Genomic DNA, 22,901 nt, shown 5'->3' with positions numbered 1-22,901 from the left:
GAGATGACCTGAAGTCTCGTAGAACGATGATCGCGGGAGTCGGCGCGGGCGGGCTGACGCTCGCGCTGGCCGCCTGCGGAAGCGGGAACGACTCGGCGACCGCCTCCGCGCCCCCTGCCTCCGGCGCCCCGGCGCCGGAGACCCCCGCCTCGTCGGCACCGGCCGCAGGTGCGCCGAAGGGCGCGCTCGGCTCCACCTCGGACGTGCCCGTGGGCGGCGGGAAGATCTTCCCCGCCGAGAAGGTGGTGGTCACCCAGCCGTCGGCCGGCACGTTCAAGTGTTTCAGCGCCATGTGCACCCATCAGGGGTGCGCGGTGTCGTCGGTGTCCAACGGGGCCATCGTCTGCCCGTGCCACGGCAGCAAGTTCGCGGTGGCCGACGGCGCGGTGATCGACGGGCCCGCCAAGCAGCCACTCCCCGCCAAGGAGATCAAGGTCGAGGGCGATCAGATCACGCTGGCGTGAGCACGGCGGCCCGCCATGCGCCTCGTGCGGCGGGCCGCCGTGACGCTTCCATGCCGAAGCGGACTTCGCCCAGGGTGCCGTCGTCGAAAAGGCCCAGGGTGCCGTAGTCGAACAAAGTGACTTCTCGGAGCGCGCCGCCGCCGAGACTGCTCGGTGCCCGTCGCCGTCGAGGCTGTGAGTGCTCGGAGTGCGCCGCGCTGAGACAGTGGGTGCTCGGAGCGTGTCGCCGCGGCGGGGAACTGCGTCTGCAGCGACCACCTGGCCGCCCGTACCGCGGAAGCCTCGAGTGTTCAGACCTCCGCGTCGAACGCCGCCAGGACCTGCTCGGCCACGCCGCGTGCCGAGGCCGGGTTCTGTCCGGTCACCAGGCGACCGTCGCGTACGACCTGGGGTTGGAAGTCCGGCCCCGGCACGTGCTCGGCGCCCAGTTCGGCCAACCGGCTCGCGAGCAGGAACGGCACCACCTCCGTCAGCCCGACGGCGGCCTCCTCCTCGTCGGTGAAGGCCGACACCCGCTTGCCCGCGACCAGCGGAGTTCCGTCCGACAGCGTGACGCCGACCAGCCCGGCCGGGCCGTGGCAGACGGCGGCCACCACGCCGCCGGACTCGTAGACCGTGCGAGTCAGTGCCGCCAGCGCGGGATTGTCGGGGAAATCCCACATGGTGCCGTGGCCTCCGGCGAAGAAGACCGCGTCGTACAGGGAGGCGTCGATCCGGCCCGGATCGGGGGTGTTCAGATCGACCGTCTCCAGGAAACGGTGCTGGGCCGGGTCGTTCAGGTCCGTGCCGTCCTGAGGAGGACGGCCGCCCTGGACGCTCACCAGGTCCACCCGATGACCGGCGTCGGTGAAGGTCTGCCACGGATGTGCGGCCTCCGCGACGTAGAAGCCGGTCGTACGGCCGGTGTCGCCGAGTTCGCCGTGGCTGGTCAAGACGATGAGGATGCGCTTCGACATGGCCCAATCATGAACCGTCACAGCCATCGGGCACCAATAGCCACACCGGCCCTCCGGCATCAGGATACTGATATGTCGCTCTCTTTCGACCTGCTGCGCACCTTCCTGGCCGTCTACCGCACCGGCTCGGCCACTCGCGCGGCCGAATCGCTCGGCCTGTCGCAGCCGACCGTGACCGCCCAGATCCGAGCCCTGGAGCAGGCGCTGGAGCGCCCGCTGTTCGACCGGCTGCCGCGCGGGATGGCGCCCACGCCGGCGGCCGATCAGCTCGCCAGGCGGATCGCCGGGCCGCTCGACTCGCTGGAGGAACTCGTCCTCGGCGACCTCAGCGGACCTGCGGAGGCGTTCGGGCGGGCCGTGCACCTGGGCGGGCCCGCCGAGTTCCTGTGCGAGCGCGTGCTGCCCGCGCTGGCCCCCATGACCGTCGGCGGACTCGAACTGCGGGTGACACTCGGGCTGCCCGACGGGCTGCTGTCCGCGCTCGTGGGCGGCGGGCTCGATCTCGTCGTGTCGAGCGTGCGCACCCGGCGCGGCGGACTGCGCGTGGAAGCGCTGTGCGACGAGGAGTTCGTGCTGGTCGCCGCCCCCTCCCTGGCGGAGCGGGCGCAGGGCGGGACTCCGGAACGGGTACGGCGGGCCGTCGAGCGGCTGCCACTCGTGGCCTATGCCGAGAACCTCCCCATTCTGCGCCGGTACTGGGGAAGCGTGTTCGGTGTGCGGCTCACCCGCGCGCCCGCCCTCGTCGTGCCGGACCTGCGGGGTGTGCGGGCCGCCGTGACGGCCGGGGCCGGGGTCAGCGTCCTGCCCGCCTACCTGTGCCGGGAGGATCTGGCCGCCGGACGGCTGGCCGCGCTGCTCACCCCCGAGGTGCCGCCGCTCAACACGCTGTTCCTGGTATCGAGGGCCGGGGTGACGCACCCGGCGGCGGTCGCCGTACGGGATCGGCTGACGGCGCTGGGCCAGTCGCTGACAGCATGAGGTTGTCGGTGGGGAGGACTAGGCTTCTGAACGTGCCCAGCCCACTGAGTTTCCGACCGCGACCCGGCTCCATCCCGGACTCTCCCGGGGTCTACCGGTTCCGCGACGCGCACCGGCGTGTCATCTACGTGGGCAAGGCCAAGAGCCTCAGGCAGCGGCTCAACTCCTACTTCGCCGACTTCGCCGGCCTGCACCCGCGCACCCAGACCATGCTCACGGTCGCCGCCGACGTCGACTGGACGGTCGTGTCCACCGAGGTCGAGGCGTTGCAGCTCGAATACTCCTGGATCAAGGAGTACGACCCCCGGTTCAACGTCAAGTATCGCGACGACAAGTCCTATCCCTACCTCGCCGTCACCATGGGCGAGGACTTCCCGCGCGTGCAGGTCATGCGCGGTGCCAGGCGCAAGGGCACCCGCTACTTCGGCCCCTACTCCCACGCCTGGGCCATCCGCGAGACCGTCGACCTGCTGCTGCGCGTCTTCCCCGTGCGCACCTGCTCGGCCGGGGTGTTCAAGCGGGCCGGGCAGATCGGGCGGCCCTGCCTGCTCGGCTACATCGACAAGTGCTCGGCGCCGTGTGTCGGCCGGGTCACCCCGCAGGAGCACCGCGAGCTCGCCGAGGACTTCTGCGACTTCATGGCGGGCAACACCGCCCGCTTCACCAGGCGGCTGGAGAAGGAGATGCGCGAGGCGGCCGCCGAGCAGGAGTACGAACGGGCCGCGCGCATCCGCGACGACCTCCAGGCGCTGCAGCGGGCGCTGGAGAAGCAGGCCGTCGTCCTCGGCGACGCCACGGACGCCGACGTGATCGCCCTGGCCGAGGACCCGCTTGAGGCCGCCGTCCAGGTGTTCTACGTGCGCGGCGGACGCATCAGGGGCCAGCGCGGCTGGGTCCTCGACAAGGTCGAGGAGACCACACCGGGCGAACTCGTCGAACACTTCCTGCTGCAGATCTACGCCGAAGGCGACATCCCGCGCGAGGTCCTCGTGCCCGCGCTGCCGCCCGAGGTCGAGGCCGTCACCGAACTGCTGTGCGAACAGCGCGGCGCCAAGGTCGAGGTGCGGGTGCCACAGCGCGGCGACAAGAAGTCGCTCATGGAGACGGTCGAGCGCAACGCCAAGGAGTCCCTCGCCCAGCACAAGATCCGCCGCGCCAGCGACCTCACCACGCGCTCGAAGGCGCTGCAGGAGATCGCCGAGGCCCTCGACCTCGACCAGGCGCCCCTGCGCATCGAGTGCTACGACGTCTCCCACCTTCAGGGCGAGAACGTCGTGGCCTCCATGGTGGTCTTCGAGGACGGCCTGGCCAGGAAGAGCGAATACCGCCGCTTCCAGATCCGCACCAAGGAGGGCGACGTCGCCTCGATCCACGAGGTGATCAAACGCCGCTTCCGCCGCTACCTCGAAGAGCGCTCCAACACCGGCGAACTGACCGCCGACTCCGGCGAGTCCGGCGACGATCCCGCGGGCGGCCCGATCGACCCCGAGACCGGCCGGCCGCGCAAGTTCGCCTACCCGCCCAACCTGGTGGTCGTCGACGGCGCCGGCCCGCAGGCCGCCGCCGCCCAGCGGGCGCTCGACGAACTCGGCGTCGACGACGTGTCCGTGTGCGGCCTGGCCAAGCGCCTGGAAGAGGTGTGGCTGCCCGGCGACGACCAGCCGGTCGTCATGCCGCGCTCCAGCGAGGGCCTCTACCTGCTGCAACGCGTCCGAGACGAAGCACACCGCTTCGCCATCGCCTACCATCGAGCCAAGAGGTCCAAGACCGTGAAGGAGAGCGCTCTCGACGGCGTGCCCGGCCTCGGGCCGGCCCGACAGCAGGCGCTGCTCAAGCACTTCGGCTCCGTGAAGCGGCTGCGGGACGCCTCCGTGGCCGAGATCTGCGAGGTTCCCGGCATCGGCCAGGCCACCGCCGAGGTGATCGTGTCGAGGCTGAAGGGGGAGGGACAGTGAACACCACCGAGTCGGCGTTCGTGATCGTCACCGGCATGTCGGGGGCGGGGCGCAGCACGGCCGCCAAGGCACTCGAAGACCTGGGCTGGTTCGTCATCGACAACCTGCCGCCGGGGTTGCTGTTCGCGATGGCGGAGGAGGCGGGCAAGGTCAAGCTCGCGGCCGACAAGGTCGCCGCCGTCGTCGACGTACGCAGCCTGGCCTTCACCACCGATCTCAACGCGGCCATCGAGGAGCTCGAAGCCCGGGGCGTACGGGTGCGGGTGGTGTTCCTGGAGGCGAGCGACGAGGAACTCGTCCGCCGCTTCGAGAACGTCCGCCGTCCCCACCCACTGCAGGGTGAGGGCCGGCTGGTCGACGGCATCGCGCGTGAGCGGGGCATCCTGCGCGAGGTCAGGGCCAACGCCGACCTCGTCATCGACACCTCGTCGCACAACGTGCACGAGCTGCGCAACAAGATCGTCACCTACTTCGGCGGGGAGGACCGGCCGGGGCTGCGGGTCAACGTCGTCTCCTTCGGCTTCAAGTACGGGCTGCCAGTCGACGCCGACCTCGTCGTCGACTGCCGATTTCTGCCCAACCCGCACTGGGTGCCCGACCTTCGCCCGATGAACGGCCTCGACGAGGCGGTGAGCGAGTACGTGCTCAGCCAGTCGGGGGCCAAGGAGTTCCTCGACGCGTACGAAGAGGTGCTCGGAGTGGTGGCGGCCGGTTACACACGCGAGGGCAAGAGCTACGCGACGCTGGCGGTGGGGTGCACGGGCGGCAAGCACCGCAGCGTGGCCATGGCCGAGCAGATCGGGGCTCGGTTGCGCGATCGCGGCATGGAGGTTCAGGTCGGACATCGGGATGTAGGGCGAGAGTGACCGGAACGTACCCGGGCGCGGCGTCAGACGGTTCGCGTCTGGCGCCGACGTCGGTCCCGCGCGCGGCAGACGTGGCGGTGGCGCCGGGAACGCGGTTTCTCTCAGGGGCCGGGGTTCCCGCCGGGTCCTCGGCGGCTCGGGCGGTCGGTGGCGAAGGGAACGAACTTCCGCCGATCGGGAGGTCCGGCGTTCGTGCGGTCGTCGGTGGGGTGGCGGGTTCGCCGGGTGAGGTGGTGGCTCCTGTCCTTCTGTGGGGCTCGGCCGACGCGGGAAGCGCGCGGTGGGCCGGGCCAGCGGGTGAGACCACCGCTCGCGAGACCACCGCTTGTGTCACCGCGACCGGTGACACAACAGCCACCGGTGAGACCATCGCTTGTGTCACTGCCACCGGTGACACCGCCTGTGCCGCCACCGTCGGTGGCGCGTCGCCGCAGGGGCGGGCCGACGGTGGTTCAGGGAAGGCCGACCCGGTGATCGCGGTGTGCGCATACCTGTCGAGAGTGGCTACGTGAGCGGGGGCTCGCCCAGGCTGGAGCCGGGCACGTGAGTGCGGCTTCGGCGGGTGAAGGGGCCGACGACGTGTCGGCCGCCCAGGTCAGGACGAGCGCACGCGTCGCGGGCGGGCATGAGGCGCGCCTCGGTGTTCCGGTCGTTTCGGCTGGTGAGGGTTCCGGCCCGGGTGTTGCGGTCGGCGAGGGCTCGGTGAGAGGTGTCCGCGGGCGCGAGGGTTCGGTCACGGGTGTTCCGGGGGCTGCCGTCCAGGTTCGGGATGCTCTTGAGAATGTGGTGGTTCGGGATGATTCGCGTGGGAAGATCTTGATCCGGGATGTTCCAGTGGAGGACATCCGGGTCGAGGAGGTCTCGGTCGGCGGCAGCCCGGTACATCTCGGCATGGACCGATCTAAGGACGATGGCGTGCGGGTGTACGGCGGTGCGGCCACCGAGGCGGGTGCGGGCGTGAACGCGGCCGCACGTAGGAGTGAGGTCGCGGATGCGGTGCTGAGCAAGGGCGGAACACCGGACTCTGGCATGGGTGTGGGTGTCACCTGCGGTGAGGGCGAGGACGTCCACGGCCACCCGGCCGCGCCGCCGGGTGCGGGCCGGTGCCGTACAGGCGGTGACGAGGTCTCGGGCGAGGCGGTGGCCCGCTCAGTGTCGGTATCGGGCGAGGCGGTGGCCCGCCCGGTGTCGGTCTCAGGTCAGGCGGTGGCCCCCTCGGTGTCGGGCGCGGGGCCGGACGTGGCCGCGCGCGCGGACGAGAACGCGCACCCGGCGGGACGGCCCGGCGAAGGTGCGAGCGTGGCGGCGCAGCCCGGCATGAGGGCGGGCGTGGCCGGACAGACTAGCCCGGTTGGGGCGGCGGCTGCCGATGAGGGCCTGGCCTCCGTCGAGGGTGCCGCTTCCGCTGAAGGGGCCACGGCGGCGCTGGACGGCGAGGCGGCGGGTCCCGGGGCACGGTGGGGGACGCGGGGGCCGAAGGTGGTGGCACTCGGCGGCGGGCACGGACTGTACGCGTCCCTGTCGGCGCTGCGCTCCGTCACCGAGGAACTGACCGCGGTGGTGACCGTGGCCGACGACGGCGGGTCCAGCGGGCGGCTGCGGCGGGAACTGGGGGTGTTGCCGCCGGGCGACCTGCGGATGGCGCTCGCGGCGCTCTGCGGCGACGACGAGTGGGGCAGCACGTGGAGCGAGGTGGTGCAACACCGCTTCCGCTCCGAGGGCGATCTGCACGGTCACGCAGTCGGCAACCTGCTCATCGTCGCGCTGTGGGAGCTGCTCGGCGACCCCGTGACGGGCCTCGACTGGGTCGGGCGGCTGCTGGGGGCGCACGGCAGGGTGCTGCCGATGGCCTCCGTGCCGCTGGACATCGTCGCGGAGGTCGAGCTCGACGGTGTGATCTCCACCGTGCGCGGTCAGGTCGCGTGCGCGCTCACGCCGGGCCGGGTGCAGGCCATCTCCCTGGTGCCGGAGGATCCGCCCGCGCGTCCCGAGGCGGTGACGGCGGTCCGGGAGGCCGACTGGGTGGTGTTCGGTCCGGGGTCGTGGTTCACGAGCGTGCTGCCGCACCTGAAGGTGCCGGAACTCGCGGCCGCGCTCCACGAGACCGGCGCGCGGCGGCTGGTGACGCTCAACCTCGCGCCGCAGCCCGGCGAGACCGACGACTTCTCCCCGCAGCAGCATCTGGAGGTGCTCAGGCAGCACGCGCCCGGCCTGACCGTGGACGTGGTCCTGGCCGACCGAGGAGTGGTCGACGACTGCGACGCGCTGGAGAAGGCGGCGGCGGCGCTGGGCGCCCGCCTGGTGATGGCCGACGTCGCTGACCTGGACGGTTCTCCCAAGCACGACCCACGTCGGCTTGCCTCCGTCCTTGACGAGATTTTCCTCCACCAGCGCTGATCCTGGCCACCGATCGGGGGCGGCGGCTCGAAAGGTGCGAGAGACTGCTGTGAGGCCGGTCTGGATGGGGGAGGACTAACGCTCATGGCGATGACAGGTGTGGTCAAGGACGAACTGAGCCGACTGCCGGTGCTGAAGCCCTGCTGCCGCAAGGCGGAGGTTTCGACACTGCTGCGGTTCGCCAGCGGCCTGCACCTGGTGGGCGGGCGCATCGTGATCGAGGCGGAGCTCGACACCAACGCCACCGCCCGCCGGTTGATCAAGGACATCGGCGAGGTGTTCGGCCACAAGGCCGAGGTGCTGGTCCTGGCGCCGGCGGGGTTGCGCAAAGGGTCGCGGTACGTCGTCCGTGTGTACCGCGACGGCGAGGCGCTGGCCCGCCAGACGGGCCTGATCGACAACCACGGCCGCCCGGTTCGGGGGCTGCCGCGCCAGGTGGTGGCGGGCGCGGCCTGCGATGCGGAGGCGGCCTGGCGGGGGGCGTTCCTCGCGCACGGCTCGCTGACCGAGCCCGGCCGTTCGATGTCGCTGGAGGTCACCTGCCCGGGACCGGAGGCGGCGCTGGCGCTGGTCGGGTCGGCGCGGCGGCTGAAGATCCACGCCAAGGCACGCGAGGTGCGGGGCGTCGACCGTGTCGTGGTCCGGGACGGCGACGCGATCAGCGCGCTGCTCACCCGGCTGGGGGCGCACGACAGCGTCCTGGCCTGGGAGGAGCGCCGGATGCGCCGTGAGGTGCGGGCGACGGCCAACCGGCTGGCCAACTTCGACGACGCCAACCTGCGGAGGTCGGCGCGCGCGGCGGTCGCGGCGGGGGCACGGGTGCAGCGGGCGCTGGAGATCCTCGGCGACGACGCGCCCGACCACCTGGTGATCGCGGGGCGGCTGCGGGTGGAGCACAAGCAGGCGTCGCTTGAGGAACTCGGGCAGATCGCCGACCCGCCGCTCACCAAGGACGCCATCGCGGGGCGCATCCGGCGTCTGCTCGCGATGGCCGACAAGCGCGCCTCGGACATGGGCATCCCCAACACCGAGGCGAATCTCACATCGGAGATGCTCGCTCCCTGAGCCCTCCGCCCCTCAGAACCTCGTTCTGCCCGAGCCGGTCCCGTCCGGTCGGCGCCCGCTGCGCGCTCAGGCCGTGTGCGGGCTGGGATCTCGTGCGGTCGGGGTGGGTGAGGTGTCTGTGGCCCGGCCAGGGTGCGGGTCTTCGCGCAGCTTGAGGATTCGGCCTGGTCGGGTCCGGCTGCGAGGTCTTCGTGCAGCTTGAGGTTTCGTGAGGCCGGGTCCCGCGTGGCGGGCGCTCGTGCGGGTTCGGGGCCCCTCGCGTGGCGGGGGCTCGTGCGCTTCTGGGGCGCCTCGCGTGGCTGAGGGCGCGAAGGCTCCATCACGGTCACCTCCCCTCCCACCGCCCTCACCTCGGGTGGCGCCCCGCCACCGGGCGCCACCCGCCGCACCACCGCGCCGCCGCAACGCGCCAGGTGAGCCGCCCGCCGTGGTCGAAACCGCTCGTCCACCGCTTCCCGCAGCGGCCGCGCCCGCTGGCGCCAGCGTGGGCGGCGTGGAACGGCATGGAACGGGGTGGAACGGCCCTGCCAGGCTCGGGGTACTGGCGAGGGATGCCCGGTCAGCCTCGGGGCACCAGCGCGGGGCGGGCCGGTCAGCGGAACTGGGTCGGGGTGCGGGATTCGACCGGTTGGGCGGGTTCGAAGGGGTCGCGGTACTCGGGCTGGGGCGGTTCCTCCGGCGTCGCGGCGAGTGCCGCCGCACGGTCGCGGGAACGCAGGCGCAGTGCCCGGATCAGGGTCAGCAGGAACACCGGGACCGTCGCCGCGGCCACGCTGGGCCAGAAGGTCGGGTCCTCGCGCACGGCCTTCGGCAGGTACTCGACGATGAGCCGGGCGTGCTTCGGCCACACCTCGGCGGGGAAACCCATGTCGATGCTGATGGCGAGGCCGTCGCCGACGTGGCCGAGCACACGGGCGCCGACGGCGTACAGCAGTGCCACGAACGGCACCAGCAGGCTGCGCGGGCGCAGCAGCCAGAACGTCAGCGCCAGCAGCAGCCCGATGAGCAGCCCGCCCCCGATCGGCATGCTGACCGCCGGGTTCCCGGCGAACCAGCGGACCTCCAAGGACACGTTGACATACAGGAAATGCAGCGAGGAGAACGCGGCTCCGGCCAGGATCATGGCCGCGAAGCCGACGAGCAGCCCGCGCACCAGGCCGGACCTAGGTGGTGACATCTCAGCCCCCAGAGAATGCCTGAATTTACTCCGACGAGTCGGGCACTTTACTTTAACTGCGCAAATCCCACCCGCTGATCCGCGATACGCAGGGCGGGGGCCATAGTGGTCTAAACCAATCGGGGCCGATATGGTTCGTGATTGAGGTACAGCCCGCCACCACGTTCGAGGAGATCGTTCCCGTGACCATCCGCGTAGGCGTCAACGGCTTCGGCCGCATCGGTCGCAACTTCTGGCGCGCGGTCGCCGCCAGCGGCAAGGACATCGAGATCGTCGCCGTCAACGACCTGACGGACAACGCGACGCTCGCCCACCTGCTGAAGTACGACAGCATCCTGGGCCGGTTGCCGTACGAGGTGAAGGCCTCCAGTGACGAGATCACCGTAGACGGCAAGGCGATCAAGGTGTTCGAGGAGCGCGACCCCGGCAAGCTGCCCTGGGGCGAGCTGGGTGTGGACGTGGTCGTCGAGTCGACCGGCCTGTTCACCGACGCCTCCAAGGCCAAGGCCCACGCCGACAACGGCGCCAAGAAGGTCATCATCTCCGCCCCGGCCAAGGGCGAGGACATCACGGTCGTCATGGGCGTCAACCACGACCAGTACGACCCGGCCAACCACACGATCGTCTCCAACGCCTCCTGCACCACCAACTGCCTGGCGCCGATGGCCAAGGTCCTGCACGACTCCTTCACCATCCAGAAGGGTCTGATGACCACCATCCACGCCTACACGCAGGACCAGAACCTGCAGGACGGCCCGCACAAGGACCTGCGCCGCGCCCGCGCCGCCGCCCTCAACGTCGTGCCCACCTCCACCGGCGCCGCCAAGGCGATCGGCCTGGTGCTGCCCGAGCTGAAGGGCAAGCTCGACGGCTTCGCGATGCGCGTGCCGATCCCCACGGGCTCGGCCACCGACCTCACCGTCGAGGTCGGCCGCGACGTCACCGTCGAGGAGGTCAACGCCGCCGTCAAGGCCGCCGCCGAGGGTCCGCTCAAGGGCGTCCTGACCTACACCGAGGACGAGATCGTCTCCAGCGACATCGTCACCGACCCGGCCTCCTGCATCTTCGACGCCGGGCTCACCAAGGTCATCGGCAACCAGGTGAAGGTCGTCGGCTGGTACGACAACGAGTGGGGCTACTCCAACCGCCTGGTCGACCTCATCGAGCTGGTGGGTAAGGACCTGTGACCTTCACGGACGTCAAAGGTCGGCGCGTGCTCGTGCGCGCCGACCTCAACGTGCCGCTCGACGGGGGGACGATCACCGACGACGGGCGCATCCGCGCGTCGGTGCCCACCGTCAGGGCGCTGGCCGAGCAGGGCGCGAAGGTCATCGTCTGCGCCCACCTCGGCCGCCCCAAGGGCCAGGCCGACCCGAAGTTCTCCCTGAGGCCCGTCGCCACGCGGCTCGGCGAGCTGCTGGGCCGGGAGGTGGCCTTCGCCACCGACGTCGTGGGCGAGTCCGCCCGGGCCGTCACCGCCGCCCTGGGCGACGGCGAGGTCGCGCTGCTGGAGAACCTCCGCTTCGAGCCGGGCGAGGAGTCCAAGGACGAGGCCGTCCGCCGTGCGTTCGCCGAGCGGCTGGCCGCCCTCGCCGAACTGTACGTCGGCGACGGCTTCGGCGCCGTCCACCGCAGGCACGCCAGCGTCTACGACGTGCCCGCGCTGCTGCCGCACCGGATGGGCGGCCTGGTCGCCGCCGAGGTCGAGGTGCTGGAGAAGCTCACCGAGAGCCCCGAGCGCCCCTATGTGGTCGTGCTCGGCGGCGCCAAGGTCTCCGACAAGCTCGGCGTCATCGCCAACCTGCTGACCAAGGTCGACAGGCTGCTCATCGGCGGCGGCATGGCCTACACCTTCCTGCGGGCACAGGGCCACGAGGTCGGCCAGTCGCTGCTGCAGGAGGACCAGCTCGACCAGGTGCGGGGCTTCCTGTCCACGGCGGTCAAGCACGGCGTCGAACTGGTGCTGCCCGTCGACGTGCTCGCGGCCACGCACTTCGCCGCCGACGCCCCGTTCGAGGTCGTCGACGCGACGGAGATCCCCGCCGACCGGCAGGGCCTCGACATCGGCCCGAGGACGCGCGAGCTGTTCGCGGCCAAGCTCGCCGACGCCCGCATCGTGTTCTGGAACGGCCCCATGGGCGTCTTCGAGTTCGACGCCTTCGCGGGTGGCACCCGCGCGGTCGCCGAGGCGCTGGTCACCTCCGGCGCCTACACGGTGGTCGGCGGCGGCGACTCCGCCGCGGCCGTGCGGCGGCTGGGGCTGCCCGAGGACGGTTTCTCCCACATCTCGACCGGTGGAGGGGCCAGCCTGGAGTACCTTGAGGGCAAGACTCTGCCGGGGCTGGAGGCGCTGCAGTGAGAAAGCCGCTCATCGCGGGCAACTGGAAGATGAACCTCAACCACCTTGAGGCCATCGCCCTGGTTCAGAAGCTCGCCTTCGCCCTCAACGACAAGGACTTCGACAAGGTCGAGGTCGCGGTGCTGCCGCCGTTCACCGACCTGCGCAGCGTCCAGACGCTCATCGACGGCGACAAGCTGCGCATCGTGTACGGCGCGCAGGACCTGTCGCCGCACGAGGCCGGCGCCTACACCGGCGAGGTGTCGGGGGCGATGCTGGCCAAGCTCGGCTGCACGTTCGTCACCGTCGGACACTCCGAGCGCCGCGAGTACCACCGCGAGGACGACGACCTGGTCAACACCAAGGTCCTCGCGGCCTTCCGGCACTCGATCACGCCGATCCTGTGCGTCGGGGAGGGCCTGCCCGTGCGCCAGGCGGGCGGCCACGTGGCCTACTCGGTGTCCCAGCTCGACGGAGCCCTTCGCAAGGTGACGGCCGAGCAGGCACAATCGATAGTGGTGGCCTACGAGCCGGTCTGGGCGATCGGCACCGGCGAGGTGGCCACCCCGGAGGACGCCCAGGAGGTGTGCGGAGCACTGCGAACGCGACTCGCGGAGCTCTACAACCCCGAAGTGGCCGCCGCGGTCCGTATCCTTTACGGTGGCTCGGTCAAGTCAGGCAACATCGCCGGGATCATGGCACAGCCCGATGTCGACGGCGCGCTCGTGGGCGGCGCCAGCATCGATGCCGGGGAGTACGTGAAGATCTGTCGGCTCGGCGAATCGTCCGGCTGACTGAGCCGTTCGGGGGGTGCGACTTGACATCAGGTCGTACCCTCTAAAAGCAAGCTTGAATCGTCACGCGCCAACAGAGCATTGAAGGAACAGGCCTACCGTGCAACTCGGAATCTCCATCGCCCTCATTCTGGCGAGCCTTCTCATGATCCTGCTTGTTCTGCTTCACAAGGGCAAGGGTGGCGGTTTGTCCGACATGTTCGGCGGCGGTTTCTCGTCGAACTTCGGCGGTTCCTCCGTGGTCGAGCGCAATCTCGACCGCCTCACCGTCATCACCGGCGTCATCTGGTTCGTCTGCATCATCGCGCTCGGCCTGCTGGTGAAGCCCTGAGTGAGCCCAGGCGACGCGTGACAGAGATTCTCCCCCCGCCGCTCGCGGGGCGATCGAGCAAGGAGTTCATCCGTGGGTAGTGGCAACGCGATCCGTGGCAGCCGAGTCGGCGCCGGCCCGATGGGGGAGGCCGAACGCGGCGAGGCAGCTCCCAGAGTGCGGGTCTCGTTCTGGTGCGCCAACATGCATGAGACGCGCCCCAGTTTCGCCAGCGACGCGGCCGTCCCCGAACTGTGGGACTGCCCGCGCTGTGGCCTCCCCGCAGGCCAGGACGAGGCGGCGCCGCCTGCGCCGCCGAAGAACGAGCCGTACAAGACGCACCTGGCGTATGTGAAGGAACGCCGGAGCGACAAGGACGGCAAGGCCATCCTGGAGGAGGCGCTCGAGCGCCTGCGCAACAACAGGTCGCCCTGGTAGTTCAAGCGTGGCTTCGTGAGCCCCCGCACGCCTGTGCGGGGGCTCACACGCGTTCTCAGACGCCCGCGAGAAACCCCGTTCTGGGGACACATCCATGTGGGCGCCGGTGAGGGCGCCTTCTGGGGTCCGTTAAGCGCCAGTGAGGGCAGGTTCCGGATGTCCGCGAGAGCACGCTCCGGGATGTCTGCGGGGGAGCCGGTGAGGGCGCGTTTCAGGGCGTGTCCATAAGGGGGTCGGTGAGGGCGGGTTCCGGGGCGTCCGTGAGGACGAGTTCCTCAGATGCCGGTGAGGGCGCGGGCGAAGGCCGCGTGGGTGGGTGTGCCGGGAGCCCGGTCCAGCACGGCGAAGCGGACGTACTCGAACCGGTCACGGACGGCCAGCGCGCAGGCGAAGGCGTCGGCGACCGTCGCGGGATCGTTGCCGAACACCCCGCACCCCCACGCCCCGAGCACCAGCCGCCGGTGGCCGTGCGCCTCGGCCACGTCGAGCACGCGCCCGGCCCGCTCTCGCAGCACCGAGGGAAGCAGGCCCGCCGACTCCGGCTGGTTCAGCGCGACGAAGCGCGCGTTGGGGGCGGCGGCCGTCAGGAAATCCACCTGGTACGGCTCCTCCAGCAGGCGGCCCTTGTCGTCGCGGAAGACGGGCACGCGCGGTGAGTACACGACCCGGTCGCTGTAGAGCAGGTCCTTCTGCGCGCGGTGGAAGGCGTAGAAGGCCGGGACCGAGGTGAGGCAGGGGTAGAGCGCCGACGCCCTGGCCACGCTCTCCTCCTGCGCCTGGGCGCCGTTGAGGAATCCGCCGCCTGGGTTCTTGGCCGAGGCGAAGACCAGGCAGGCCACCTCACCGCCGCCGGACAGCGCTCGCGCCGCCTCAAGGGTGGTCTCGTTGACGACCTCCACCCGCCCCCGCTCGGCCTTGAGGATGGTCTCGTTGACGACCTCCACCCGATCCTGCTCGGCCTTGAGGGTGGTCTCGCCGACGATGCCGACGACCTCCACCCGATCCTGTGCCGGCTGCCCTCGGTGCCGCTGGAGCGGTTCGTCGGGCAGGTGGAGCCGGGTACCCGCCACGGCTTGCGCGATCTCGTCGGCGAGGGGTACCCACCGGCCGGACGGCGCGGTGTAGCCGCCTCGCTCGACGGCGGTGACGGTGTCGCGTGCGATCTGCCGGAGCCGGGTGCTCATGGCGGAGCATCCTGGCAGCCGGACCGCGCGCGCCGCGAGCGCTTTTCCCTACCGGGTGTGGACGGCCTCGCCGTCGACGAAGGTCTGGCGCACCCCGGTCGTCCAGATCTCGCTCTCGGGTAGCGTGAACGGGTCGCGGTCGAGCACCACGAGGTCGGCGGGACGGCCCGGCTCGATCACCCCGGCGGGCGAGCGGTTGATCCATGCCGAGCCCGCCGTGTACGCGGTCAGCACCGTGTCCAGGCCGATGCGCTGGCCCGGCAGGAACGGCGTCTGCGCGGTCGGGTAGCCGGCGTGCACCGAGCCGCCCGGCTCGGTCCTGTTGACCGCCACGTGCATCCCCTGGATCGGGTCGGCGTTGGAGACCGGCCAGTCGCTGCCCGCGCAGAACCGGGTGCCGCAGGCGAGCAGGTCGGCGAACGGGTACTGCCACGACGAGCGGGGCTCGCCCAGGTACGGCAGGGTCAGCTCGTCCATCTGGGCGTGGTGGGTGGCCCACAGCGGCTGCAGGTTGGCGCTCACGCCGAGCGCGGCGAAGCGGGGCACGTCGGAGGGTTCGATGATCTGCAGGTGCGCCACGTGGTGCCGGTTGGCCGGGTCGCTGCCCTCGAAGCTGTCGAGCGCCTCGCGCACCGCCCGCTCGCCGATGGCGTGGAAGTGCACCTGGAAGCCCAGGCGGTCGAGTTCGGCGACGTACCCGCGTAGTTCGAGCGGGTCCACGTACGACAGGCCGGTGCCGCCGCACAGGCAGTACGGCTCCAGCGTGGCGGCGGTGAAGTTCTCGGTGATGCCGTCCTGCATGATCTTGACGGCGCCCGCGCGGAACCGGTCCAGGCCCTCGGCGGAGCGGCGGCGTTCCACCAGGTCGGGGATCTGGTCGGCGCCCCGGGTGCGGTCCCACCACAGCGCGCCCACCACCCGGGCCCGCAGGCGGCCGGAACGGGCGGCCGACAGATAGGTGGGCAGTTGGTCGTCCGAGCCCGCGTACGAGCCCACGATGGCGTCCTGCCAGCCGGTGATGCCCAGCGAGAACAGGTACGTCTGCGCCTCGGCCAGGGCGTCGTCGAGGTCCTGGCCGGTGGGGCGCGGGGTCAGCAGGCCGACCAGGTCCATGGCACCCTCGTGCAGGACGCCGCTCGGGGTGCCGTCCGGGTCGCGCTCGATGCGGCCGTCGGCGGGGTCGGGCGTGTCTCGGGTGATGCCCGCCCGTTCGAGTGCCCGGCCGTTGACCCAGGCCGCGTGGTGGTCGCGCTGGATGAGGTAGGCGGGGTGGTCGAGGAAGTCGAGCTGGGAGCGGTGGGGGAGGCCGCCGGGGAAGGCTGACATGTCCCAGCCACCGCCGTCGATCCACTCTTTATCCGGATTTTTCGTGGAATAGTCGGTGATCTTGGCGAGGTACGCGTCGAGTCCGTACACCTCCGCCAGATCGCATCTGGCCCGCTCCAGCCCGGCCTGCACCGGGTGGATGTGGGCGTCGGTGAAGCCGGGGACGAGCAGGCCGCCGTCCAGGTCGACCGTCTCGTGCGCGCCCGCCTGCCGGGCCAGTTCCCGCTCCGGGCCGACGGCGGTGATCACGCCGTCGCGGACCAGCACGGCCTCGGCGAAGGCGCCTGCGGCGGTGAAGACGCGACCGCCGCGGAAGAGGATCGTCATGCGGGGGTATCTCCTGTCAGTGGCCGGTGATCAGGTCGGCGATACGGGCGAGCGCCGAGGTTCTCGTCATCGAGCGCTCGCGGTGATCGGCAACACGGTACAGCCGGTACATCGTGTGCACACCGAGCCAGCGCAGCGGCTCCGGCTCCCACGCGCGCACCCGGCGGCCCACCCACGGCAGCGCCGTCAGCGCGCTCTCCTCGCCGAGGACCAGGTCACGCAGGGTACGGCCGGCGAGGTTCGCCGTCGTGACCCCGTGCCCGGTGTAGCCGCCCGCCCAGCCGAGCCCGGTCGCCGGGTCCAGGTGCACGGTCGAGCACCAGTCCCGCGGCACCGCGAGCACCCCCGACCAGGCGTGCGCGACCTTCGAGGCCGACGCGGCGGGGAAGAAGTCGACCAGCAGCCGCCACAACGCCTCGACGGTCGCGTCGTGCGTGTGGCCCCGCGCGTCGACGCGCGAGCCGTACAGGTAGGGACGGCCCCGGCCGCCGAAGGCGATCCGGTCGTCTGCGGTGCGCTGGGCGTACATGTAGTAGTGGGCCAGGTCGCCGAGCAGTTCCGCGCCCTGCCAGCCGACCCGTTCCCAGAAGGAGGCGGGCAGCGGCTCGGTGACGATCATGGAGCTGTTCATGGGCAGCCACTGCCGCCGCAGGCCCTTCAACCGGGCGGTGAAGCCCTCGGTCGCCCGGATCACGTGTGCGGCCTGCGCGGTGCCGTACGGCGTGAGCGCCCGGTGGGGGACGATCTCGGTCACCGGCGTGCGCTCGTACACGCGGACGCCGAGCCCGCGCACCGTCTCGGCCAGCCCGCGCACGAGCCTGGCGGGCTGCACGCGGGCGCAGTGCGGGCTCCACGTCCCGGCCCGCGCCCCGGCCACCCGCAGATGGTCGCCGGGGTCGACCAGGCGCAGGTCCTCCTCGCCGAACCCCCACGCGCGGGCCTGCTCGACGGCGGCCCGCATGCGTACGGCCTGGGCGTGGGTGCGCGCCACGTTGACGACGCCGCTCTTGACGATGTCGGCCTCGATGCCCTCGGCGGCGCAGACGCGGATGACCTCGTCCACCGAGGCGAACATCTCGCGCTGGAGCGCCCTCGCCGCCTGGGCGCCGTGGGTGCGCGCGTAGCGCTCGTGGGAACCGGCGAGGTCGCCGGTCAGCCAGCCGCCGTTGCGGCCGGAGGCGCCGAACCCGGCGAACTCCTTCTCCAGCACCACGACGTCCAGCGCGGGCCGGGCCTTCTTGAGATAGTAGGCGGTCCACAGTCCCGTGTAGCCGCCGCCCACGATCACCACGTCGGCCCGGGTGTCGCCGTCGAGTCTGGGACCGGGCTCGGGCACGCCGCCGGAGCGGTACCAGTGGGAGACATCGCCGTTGGCGAAGGTCGGAGACAGGGGAACACGCGCGTTCATAGCGACATATCCTGCTATATCCGCATGTATTGCTGCATCTCGCCGCGAAATTCGTGATGATAGGGAAATCCCCTCAGATGCAACACAGTGTTAGCGAGGGCGAAACAGCGGGGGCCCACCCTGGAAGGCATGGGATTCCTGCGCATCCGCACCAGTGTCGACGAACGCCCCGGCCGTCTGGCCTCGCTCGCCGGAGCGCTGGCCGACAGGGGTGGCAACATCCTCGGGCTGAGCGTCCAGACCGACGCCGACGGCACCGTGGACGAGTTCGTCGCCGACATACCGGCGGGCCCGGAGACCGTACGGGCGACTCTGGAGGGCGCCGGAGGGCGCTGCGTCCGGGTCGTGCCCGCCACCGCCCACGAGCTGACCGACGAGCCCACCCGGGTGCTGCTGCTGGCCTCCAGGCTGGTCGCCGCGCCATGGCGGCTGCCCGAGTTGCTGGGGGAGCTGCTGCGCGCGGACGATGCCAGGTGGCTTTATGGTGAAACAGTGGATGAACTGCCCGATCCGACCCGGCTGGTCGTCCCGGTGGCGCCCAGGAGGGCCGTACGGGTGCGCCGCGCCGCCCTGCCGTTCACGCTGACCGAGGCGGCACGGGCCTCGGCCTTCGTACGGCTGGCCCGGCCGCCCGCCGCGCCGGTGGCGGCCGAGCGCGAGTTCCTCCTGCCGGACGGGGCGCAGATCACGGTCAGGCCGCTCACGGACATCTATCGCGAGGCCGTACGCGACCTGCATGAGCGCTGCTCGGCGGCGGCCCGCAGGTTCCGCTACTTCACCTCGATGCCCGAACTGCCGCCGCGCATGTTCGAACGCCTGTGTGACCGCACACGCGGCCGCTCGCTCGTCGCCGGGCACGACGGCCAGGTCGTCGCGATGGCCAACCTGATGTTCTCCGCCGACCCGGGCATCGCCGAGCTGGCCTTCCTGGTCGAGGACCGCTGGCAGGGGCGCGGGCTCGGCGCCGCGCTGGCCAGGATCCTCGTCGCCGAGGCGCGCGAACTCGGGTACGCCGAGGTCAAGGCGACCATGCTGGCCGACAACACCCGGATGCGGCGCCTGCTGGTCTCCCTCGGCGCCACTCTCGGCCACACCGACGACCCCGGCGTGATCGAGGCCCGGCTTCCCGTGGGCGCCATGGTCCCCACGGGCGGCCGGGCCTCCCGCTGCTGACACGCCCGCCGGCCGGCCCGGATCCTCGCCCCCGCCTCCCGTGGCAGCCTGGGGGCGAGCCGGAGCGTGGCGACACGAGCAGGGCCGCGCACCGCCCGTCCGGTACGGCGCCGGGGCGTGGAAGGACCACACGTGCTCGATCTGGAAGTCGCCGGCGAACTCGTGGATCCGTCATGGCCGTTCGGTGTGGGCTGTGCGCGGGAGTCCCATCGCCATCGCCGCCTCTCCTGCATCGGATGGCGTCTGATATACGCTTACGTATAACAGAAGGCCGGACGTGTATCGAGTGGACGGTGAGGTGGGACACATCGTGGGCACTGCCCGTACCCCGCGTGAGCGGTGGGTGGAGGAAGGTCTGCGGGCGCTTTCGGAGGGCGGCCCGGACGCGGTCAGGGTCGAGGCGCTGGCCAAGCGGCTCAAGGTCACCAAGGGCGGGTTCTACGGGTACTTCGCCGACCGGCAGGCGCTGCTGGAGGCGATGCTGGAGGTCTGGGAGCGCGACAGCACCGACGAGGTGATCGACCGGGTCGAACGCGAGGGCGGCGACCCGAAGACCAAGATCGAGCGCGCGGGCGGGCTCACCTTCGCCGGCGACCGGCTGCTGCCCATCGACCTCGCGGTCCGCGACTGGGCCAGGCGCGACGAGGCGGTCGCCGAGCGCCTGCGGCGGGTGGACAACCGGCGCATGGCCCTGCTGCGCGAGATGATCGGCACCTTCTGCTCCGATCCCGGCGAGGTCGAGGCCCGCAGCCTGATCGCCTTCTGCGTGGCGATCGGGCACCGCTTCCTCGCCGCCGACCACGACGGACGTACCCGGGAGGAGGTCCTCGACCGGGCCGCCGACCTGATCCTCGACCGCGACCCCGGCCGGAGTGGCGGGTGCTAGACGTCCCGCCGTTCGGGGTAGTGACCGGGTGTGGATCTCGACGCGGCGGCCGATCGCCTTTACGCGCTCCCTCCTGCGGAGTTCACCGCCGCCAGAGCCGCCGAGGTCAAGGTGGCCAAGGAGGGAGGTGACCCCGCGCTGGCCCGTGCCGTCGGCGCGTTGCGCAAGCCCACCGTGTCGGCGTGGGCCGTCAACAGGGCCGCTCGCGAGCACCCCGATGAGCTGAGGGAACTCCTGGACCTGGGGGAACGGCTGCGCGAGGCGTGGGCCGCGCGGGACGCCGGCGCCCTGGCCGCGCTGACCCGCGAGCGCGCCGAGATCGTCGCCCGCGTGGGCGGCCTGGTCAAACGTGGGCTGTCGGCCGGTGCCGCCGCCGAGGTGGAGCAGACCCTGGAGGCCGCCGTCGTGGACGCCGGCGCGGCCGCGCGGGTGCGCGCCGGACGGCTGGAGAAGGCGCTCAGCTACAGCGGCTTCGCCCCCGCTCCCGCCGCCCCCGGGCCCCGTCAGCCGGCCGGGAAAAGGACCGGGGCGCGTGAGCAGGCCGAGGCGGCCGCGGCACGGCGGGCCCGCGAACTGGAGCAGGCTTCGGCCGACTACCAGGAGTGGCGCGACGCGCTGGCCTCGGCCGCCGAGGAGCACGACAGGCGGGCGGAGAAGGCCGCCAGGCTGGAGAAGAAGCTGGCCAGGGCCCGCAAGCGCCTGACCGACAGTCAGCAGCGCCTGGAGGTCACCCGCCGCGAGGAGCGGCTGGCCCGCGCCAGACTCGACCGCCTCCGTTAATCTGACATTCTTATGTGAGATTGATGCCGAAACGCTGTCGGAGCGGCGGTGGCCGCCCCTATGGTCGTCGTCATGACCACCGACGCCTTCATCGACGATCTTCCCAAGGTCGAACTACACGTCCACCTGGTCGGCTCGGCCTCGGTGCCCACCGTGCTGGAACTCGCGCGCCGCTACCCCGGCAGCGGGGTCCCCACCACGGAGGAGGAACTGCGAGCCTTCTACACCTTCAAGGACTTCCCGGCGTTCGCCCGCGTCTACGAGAAGGTCAACTCCCTCGTGCGCGAGCCCGAGGACGTGGCCACGCTGGTGCTCGGCCTGGCCCGCGACCTCGCACCCCAGCGGGGCAGGTACGTCGAACTCCAGGTCACCCCGTACGCCCATCACGTCATGGGGATCCCGATGCGCGCGGTCACCGAGGCACTCGACCTCGCCTCGCGCCGCTCGCTGGAGGAGTACGGCGTAGAGATGGCCTACATCTTCGACATCCCGGGAGAGCACGGCGAGGAGGCCGCCCGGGTCACCCTGGAGCACTCCCTCCAAGAACCTCCCGAGGCATTGGTAGGTTTCGGTCTCGCGGGCATCGAGCAGGAGCGGCCGAAGTACCGCGACACCTTCCGCGACGCGTTCACGGCGGCCCGCAACGCAGGGCTGCGCAGCCTGCCGCACGCCGGTGAGATGGACGGCGCCGAGGTCATCTGGGAGTCGCTGGAAGCCCTCGGCGCCGAGCGGATCGCCCACGGCATCCGCTGCCTCGACGACCCCAAGCTCGTCGCCGTACTGCGCGAGCGCCAGATCCCGCTCGACGTGTGCCCGACCTCCAACGTGTACACCGGCCAGATCGCGCGCATCGAGGACCACCCGCTGCCGCGCCTGCTGGAGGAGGGGCTGTTCCTCACCCTCAACACCGACGACCCGCCCATGTTCGCCACCTCGCTCAACGAGGAGTACCGGGTCGTGGCGCGGACCTTCGGGCTCGGCGTGCCCGAACTCGCCCAGCTGGCCAGGAACGGCGTCCAGGCGTCGTCCATGGCCGCCGACCGTAAGAGCGCCGTGATCGCCGAGATCGACGCCCTGGCGGCCCGAGGCTGAGGCCGGTCGCCCGGACAGACTCCCGGCCTCCGGCCCCTAACCCTCCGGAGGCCGGGCCCACACCCATCGGGGCGGGCCCGGTCGTCAGGCCCCCGACGTCACGGCGAGGCCAGCCGCCCCAGCTCCGGCGGGATCTTCGCGGCGGCGGCGCGATCCAGCAGGAACAACGTCCGCCCCCGGCCGCGCGCCCCCGCCGCCGGCACCTGCACCGGCCCGGACTCCGACAGCGCCAGCCGGACCGCCCCCGCCTTCTCCTCGCCCGCGGCCACCACCCACACCTCGCGCGCCGCCTGGATGGCGGGCATGGTCAGCGAGATCCGGGTCGGCGGCGGCTTCGGCGAACCGTGCACCGCCACCACCGGCCGCGTGTCGTACAACGCCGGCATACCGGGGAACAGCGAGGCCACGTGCGAGTCGGGGCCCATGCCCAGCAGCATCACGTCGAACGTCGGCACCGGCCCGTGATCCTCTGGCCGGGCCGCCGCCCGCAGCTCGGCGGCGTAGGCGTCTGCCGCCTCCTCCGCCGTCAGCCCGGAGTCCGGCCCGCGCATCACGTGCACGCGCTCCGGGTCGAGGTCGACCTGGTCGAGCAGCGCCTTGCGGGCGCCGGTCTCATTGCGTTCGGGGTCGCCGGCGGGCAGGAAGCGCTCATCGCCCCACCACACGTCCAGCCGCCGCCAGTCGACGGCGTCACGGGCGGGCGTGTCCGCGATGGCGGCCAGGGTGGCGACGCCGACGCTGCCCCCGGTCAGCACGATCGAGGCGGAACCCTTCGCGGACTGCACGTCCACCAGGCGGGTGATGATCCGGGCGGCGACCGCCTTGGCCAGGATGTCGGCATCCCGGTGTACGACAACTGTAGGAACACTCACAACGCGTAGTCTTCCATCTCCTGCGGGCTTTCCCAGCCCGGCCGTGCCCCTTCGGGCGCGTCACGGGGCGGCGTCGCCCCGGGGCCCGGAGCGGGGAGTGCCGCCGGGGAGGGGG

General features: G+C 71.6%; 22 protein-coding genes. 15 read left to right on the top strand and 7 right to left on the bottom strand.

Features of this window, described 5'->3' with window-relative positions; genetic code table 11:
* Positions 1–26 precede the first annotated feature (26 nt).
* Positions 27–464 (top strand): Rieske (2Fe-2S) protein, encoded by a 438-nt coding sequence (locus tag ABD120_RS09110; RefSeq protein WP_343949291.1) that lies wholly within the window; start codon positions 27–29, stop codon positions 462–464.
* Here ABD120_RS09110 and ABD120_RS09105 read toward each other — a convergent pair.
* Both ABD120_RS09105 and ABD120_RS09100 read right to left on the bottom strand, forming a co-directional pair.
* Entirely contained in the window at positions 451–579 is a 129-nt protein-coding gene (locus tag ABD120_RS09105) for a hypothetical protein (RefSeq protein ID WP_343949290.1), read from the bottom strand. The genes ABD120_RS09110 and ABD120_RS09105 overlap by 14 nt on opposite strands.
* Positions 580–754: 175 nt before the next feature.
* The gene (locus tag ABD120_RS09100) at positions 755–1,420 is read right to left on the bottom strand and encodes a type 1 glutamine amidotransferase domain-containing protein (protein WP_343949289.1); all 666 of its coding nucleotides are present in this window, start codon (positions 1,418–1,420) and stop codon (positions 755–757) included.
* Between the two features lie 72 nt (positions 1,421–1,492).
* Here ABD120_RS09100 and ABD120_RS09095 point away from each other — a divergent pair, with 72 nt between their 5' ends.
* The 5 genes from ABD120_RS09095 (at position 1,493) to whiA (ending at position 8,681) form a co-directional block, all read left to right on the top strand.
* On the top strand, positions 1,493–2,398 hold the full coding sequence (locus ABD120_RS09095) for a LysR family transcriptional regulator (protein WP_343949288.1): 906 nt from the start codon (positions 1,493–1,495) through the stop codon (positions 2,396–2,398).
* Positions 2,395–4,353 (top strand): excinuclease ABC subunit UvrC, encoded by a 1,959-nt coding sequence (gene uvrC, locus ABD120_RS09090; protein WP_343949287.1) that lies wholly within the window; start codon positions 2,395–2,397, stop codon positions 4,351–4,353. The genes ABD120_RS09095 and uvrC overlap by 4 nt, the downstream gene beginning before the upstream one ends.
* Positions 4,350–5,219 carry an RNase adapter RapZ gene (rapZ, locus tag ABD120_RS09085; RefSeq protein WP_343949286.1) on the top strand — a complete coding sequence of 290 codons (870 nt, stop codon included), beginning with the start codon at positions 4,350–4,352 and terminating at the stop codon, positions 5,217–5,219. Before uvrC ends, rapZ begins: the two co-directional genes overlap by 4 nt.
* A 1,479-nt stretch (positions 5,220–6,698) precedes the next feature.
* Positions 6,699–7,616: a gluconeogenesis factor YvcK family protein gene (locus tag ABD120_RS09080; protein ID WP_343949325.1), complete on the top strand. Its 918-nt coding sequence runs from the start codon at positions 6,699–6,701 to the stop codon at positions 7,614–7,616.
* Positions 7,617–7,700: 84 nt separating this feature from the next.
* The gene (whiA, locus tag ABD120_RS09075; protein WP_157247628.1) at positions 7,701–8,681 is read left to right on the top strand and encodes a DNA-binding protein WhiA; all 981 of its coding nucleotides are present in this window, start codon (positions 7,701–7,703) and stop codon (positions 8,679–8,681) included.
* 592 nt (positions 8,682–9,273) lie between these two features.
* Here the strand turns inward: whiA and ABD120_RS09070 are convergent.
* Positions 9,274–9,858, bottom strand: coding sequence for a hypothetical protein (locus ABD120_RS09070; RefSeq protein WP_343949285.1), 585 nt, complete (start codon positions 9,856–9,858; stop codon positions 9,274–9,276).
* 182 nt (positions 9,859–10,040) lie between these two features.
* Here ABD120_RS09070 and gap point away from each other — a divergent pair, with 182 nt between their 5' ends.
* From gap to ABD120_RS09045, 5 genes are all read left to right on the top strand, one after another.
* Positions 10,041–11,045 carry a type I glyceraldehyde-3-phosphate dehydrogenase gene (gap, locus tag ABD120_RS09065; protein ID WP_343949324.1) on the top strand — a complete coding sequence of 335 codons (1,005 nt, stop codon included), beginning with the start codon at positions 10,041–10,043 and terminating at the stop codon, positions 11,043–11,045.
* Positions 11,042–12,217, top strand: a complete 1,176-nt coding sequence (locus tag ABD120_RS09060; protein WP_343949284.1) for a phosphoglycerate kinase — start codon at positions 11,042–11,044, stop codon at positions 12,215–12,217. Before gap ends, ABD120_RS09060 begins: the two co-directional genes overlap by 4 nt.
* On the top strand, positions 12,214–12,990 hold the full coding sequence (gene tpiA / locus ABD120_RS09055; protein ID WP_343949282.1) for a triose-phosphate isomerase: 777 nt from the start codon (positions 12,214–12,216) through the stop codon (positions 12,988–12,990). The genes ABD120_RS09060 and tpiA overlap by 4 nt, the downstream gene beginning before the upstream one ends.
* A gap of 100 nt (positions 12,991–13,090) precedes the next feature.
* On the top strand, positions 13,091–13,321 hold the full coding sequence (secG, locus tag ABD120_RS09050; protein ID WP_343949281.1) for a preprotein translocase subunit SecG: 231 nt from the start codon (positions 13,091–13,093) through the stop codon (positions 13,319–13,321).
* Positions 13,322–13,393: 72 nt separating this feature from the next.
* Positions 13,394–13,738 carry an RNA polymerase-binding protein RbpA gene (locus ABD120_RS09045; RefSeq protein WP_343949280.1) on the top strand — a complete coding sequence of 115 codons (345 nt, stop codon included), beginning with the start codon at positions 13,394–13,396 and terminating at the stop codon, positions 13,736–13,738.
* A 275-nt stretch (positions 13,739–14,013) separates the two neighbouring features.
* Here ABD120_RS09045 and ABD120_RS09040 read toward each other — a convergent pair whose 3' ends face one another.
* From ABD120_RS09040 to ABD120_RS09030, 3 genes are read right to left on the bottom strand one after another with little or no spacing between them, the layout of a single operon-like run.
* Entirely contained in the window at positions 14,014–14,922 is a 909-nt protein-coding gene (locus ABD120_RS09040) for a TIGR02452 family protein (RefSeq protein ID WP_343949279.1), read from the bottom strand.
* Between the two features lie 48 nt (positions 14,923–14,970).
* Positions 14,971–16,575, bottom strand: coding sequence for an amidohydrolase (locus tag ABD120_RS09035; protein ID WP_343949278.1), 1,605 nt, complete (start codon positions 16,573–16,575; stop codon positions 14,971–14,973).
* Between the two features lie 16 nt (positions 16,576–16,591).
* Positions 16,592–17,983 (bottom strand): NAD(P)/FAD-dependent oxidoreductase, encoded by a 1,392-nt coding sequence (locus ABD120_RS09030; RefSeq protein ID WP_343949277.1) that lies wholly within the window; start codon positions 17,981–17,983, stop codon positions 16,592–16,594.
* Positions 17,984–18,112: 129 nt separating this feature from the next.
* Here ABD120_RS09030 and ABD120_RS09025 point away from each other — a divergent pair, with 129 nt between their 5' ends.
* The 4 genes from ABD120_RS09025 to add all read left to right on the top strand — a co-directional run bounded on the left by ABD120_RS09025 (position 18,113) and on the right by add (position 21,914).
* Positions 18,113–19,156 carry a GNAT family N-acetyltransferase gene (locus tag ABD120_RS09025; RefSeq protein WP_343949276.1) on the top strand — a complete coding sequence of 348 codons (1,044 nt, stop codon included), beginning with the start codon at positions 18,113–18,115 and terminating at the stop codon, positions 19,154–19,156.
* Positions 19,157–19,466: 310 nt separating this feature from the next.
* A complete protein-coding gene (locus ABD120_RS09020) occupies positions 19,467–20,042 on the top strand; it encodes a TetR/AcrR family transcriptional regulator (protein WP_343949275.1) in 576 nt (191 codons plus the stop codon).
* A gap of 30 nt (positions 20,043–20,072) precedes the next feature.
* Entirely contained in the window at positions 20,073–20,822 is a 750-nt protein-coding gene (locus ABD120_RS09015) for a hypothetical protein (protein WP_343949274.1), read from the top strand.
* Between the two features lie 72 nt (positions 20,823–20,894).
* Entirely contained in the window at positions 20,895–21,914 is a 1,020-nt protein-coding gene (gene add / locus ABD120_RS09010) for an adenosine deaminase (protein WP_343949273.1), read from the top strand.
* 98 nt (positions 21,915–22,012) lie between these two features.
* Here the strand turns inward: add and pgl are convergent, their stop codons facing one another.
* Complete coding sequence (gene pgl / locus ABD120_RS09005) at positions 22,013–22,786, bottom strand: 6-phosphogluconolactonase (RefSeq protein ID WP_343949272.1); 774 nt, start codon at positions 22,784–22,786, stop codon at positions 22,013–22,015.
* Positions 22,787–22,901: the final 115 nt, after the last annotated feature.

The organism is Nonomuraea longicatena, assembly GCF_039525605.1.
Classification (GTDB): domain Bacteria; phylum Actinomycetota; class Actinomycetes; order Streptosporangiales; family Streptosporangiaceae; genus Nonomuraea; species Nonomuraea longicatena.
Note: the sequence above shows the minus strand (reverse complement) of the source record. Positions and strands in the feature narration are given on the sequence as shown.